Origin of the sequence: Demequina sp., assembly GCF_024642165.1 — a bacterium.
In the GTDB taxonomy this organism is placed as follows: Bacteria; Actinomycetota; Actinomycetes; order Actinomycetales; family Demequinaceae; genus Demequina.
On the sequence record NZ_JAHEBP010000135.1, the window covers coordinates 3059 to 5280 of the forward strand.

General features: G+C 72.1%; 3 protein-coding genes. 2 read left to right on the top strand and 1 reads right to left on the bottom strand.

Translation table 11 applies throughout. From position 1 onward, the window contains the following. Positions 1-42: 42 nt before the first annotated feature. The gene (locus Q0L54_RS10260) at positions 43-1023 is read left to right on the top strand and encodes a hypothetical protein (RefSeq protein WP_296667835.1); all 981 of its coding nucleotides are present in this window, start codon (positions 43-45) and stop codon (positions 1021-1023) included. A gap of 7 nt (positions 1024-1030) precedes the next feature. Beyond that, positions 1031-1900, top strand: coding sequence for a tetratricopeptide repeat protein (locus Q0L54_RS10265; protein WP_296667837.1), 870 nt, complete (start codon positions 1031-1033; stop codon positions 1898-1900). 65 nt (positions 1901-1965) lie between these two features. Here Q0L54_RS10265 and Q0L54_RS10270 read toward each other — a convergent pair. Continuing rightward, positions 1966-2222 (bottom strand): alpha amylase C-terminal domain-containing protein (locus tag Q0L54_RS10270; protein WP_296667838.1); only part of this gene is annotated, 257 nt, incomplete at its 5' end.

Here is a 2222-nt window from a genome sequence, read left to right on the forward strand (position 1 = left end):
CCAGGCCGACCCGCCGGGGTCAGACGACGAGGAGGGGCGCTCATGATGAGGAGAACCCTCGCCGCAGCGACGGCGGCGGCAGCGTCACTCGCCGTTGTCGCCGGCTGCACCCCCGACGTGCCCACCCCGGCGACCGCGCTGCCGGCGCAGGAGGCCGCGGCCGTGGTGCAGTCGCAGATCGACCGCATCGTTCCTGCCACGTTCGACGAGCTGGCCGCCGCGGACGCGGAGCTGGATTCCCGCTTGCTGGGCGAGCGCGTGTCCGGCTTCGCGCGCTGGGTTCGCGTCGCCGAGTACCGCCAGCGCCGGGCGGGTGACGAGATGGCGATCGAGGAGATCCCCGCCACGATGCAGGCCGTCTACACGAGCGCGGAGGTCACGTGGCCGCGGGTCATGGTGGGCGTCACCACCCAGCCCGCGGACGCGACTCCGGTGGTCGCCTTCTGGGTCCAGGAGGCGGTCGAGTCCGACTACCAGCTGGTCAACTGGGCGCACATGGTGCCCGGGGCGACGCTGCCGGCCATGCCGGGGTCCACCACCGGCGCGGCCCAACTGCCGCTCGACACCGATGCGCTTCCCGTGTCGCCGGAGCAGGTGGTCGCCGACTACCTCGACCTTCTGCGGGAGGGCCCGAGCAGCGACCTGGCCGACCAGTTCGAGCCGGACACGTACCGCGACCGCCTCTTCGACAATCGCAAGGTGCTGACGGAGACCGCCAAGAAGGGCGAAGGCAACTACCTTGACACCATCCAGCCGAGCATGGACAACACGTTCGCCCTGCAGACCGCGGACGGTGGTGCGCTGGTGTTCGCGCCCATCGCCATCACGTCGACCATCGCGGTGAAGAACGGGGCGACGGTCTCCCTGCCCAGCGCCTACGCGCCGCTGGTCGACGGCACCGTCAAGGACCGCGTCGCCTTGCAGTATCACGACTTCCTGGTGTTCCATGTCCCCGCGGACCCGGAGGCCAAGCCCGCCGTGGTCGCCGCCGATCACCACCTCATCCGCGTCACCGCCGAGTAGGAGACCCATGACCGACACCACCGGGCCGCTGCGCGGCGCCGTCGACCTCGCCGCGCTCGCCGCCCGCTCCCGCCGTGCGGACGCCGGGCTCGAGACCATCGATGAGGCGCGCTTCCAGGAGCTCGCGCAGATGTCGCTGCAGACCCCCGTGGTGATCGCGTTCGTCTCCTCCGCGTCTCAGCAGAGCGAGGAGCTCGCGCGCACCCTCGAGGAGGTCGCCGGTGCCGCGGGCGTGGTCGCGGCCGCGTGCGACATCGACGCACAGCCGGCGATCGCCGAGGCCTTCCAGATCCGGGCCGTGCCGGCCGCCGTTGCGCTGATCGGGGGGCGCCCCGCGCCGCTGTTCCAGGGTGCGGCGACTCGCGAGCAGCTGGTCGAGGTGATGGGCCAGGTGGTGGAGGTTGCGCGTCAGGCCGGAGCCGCCGGCGCCGCACAGGCGCCCGCTGCCCCTGCCGAAGACCCGATCCCGCCCCTCCATCAGGAGGCGTACGACGCGATCGAGCGTGGGGATCTGGAGTCCGCGGAGGCGACGTACGATCGCGCGCTTCGCGATAATCCCAAGGATGCGGACGCCCGCGCGGGGCGCGCGCAGGTGCGCCTCATGTCTCGCTCCCGCACCGCCGATCTCGCTGCGGTGCGCGCTGCGGCCGCCGCGGACCCCTCGGACGTGGACGCGCAGCTGGCCGTCGCGGACCTGGACGTGATCGGTGGACAGCTCGAGGACGCGTTCGCGCGGCTGATCGACCTGGTGCGCGCCACCGAGGGCGACGCCCGCGAGAGTGTGCGGGCGCGGCTTATCGAGCTGTTCGACGTGGTGGATCCGGCGGACACGCGCGTGTTGCGCGCCCGTCAGGCCCTCGCCTCGGCCCTGTACTGACGCCGCGCATCGTCTGAATCCGCGCATCGTCACCCGGCCGCCGGGTGACGATGCGCGGTCTCAGATCAGCTCGACGGCCGCAGGATCACGACGCCGAGCGGCGGCACGCGCAGCTCGGCGAACGCCGGGAAGCCGTGGCGTTCCCGAGCCTCGGCCTCGACCTGGCCCAGGTTGCCCACTCCCGAGCCGCCGTAGATCTCGGCGTCGGTGTTGAAGATCTCATCCCACGTGCCCGCGCGGGGCAGCGGCAGCTGGTAGCCCTCGTGTGGGACCCCGGAGAAGTTCACCACCACGGCAACCTCGTTGCCCTCGTCGTCGAACC

What these genes read in the sequence shown, in the direction of transcription:
- Q0L54_RS10260 (WP_296667835.1), top strand. Translation starts at nt 43, where the DNA reads ATGATGAGGAGAACCCTCGCCGCAGCGACGGCGGCGGCAGCGTCACTC.
- Q0L54_RS10265 (WP_296667837.1), top strand. Translation starts at nt 1,031, where the DNA reads ATGACCGACACCACCGGGCCGCTGCGCGGCGCCGTCGACCTCGCCGCG.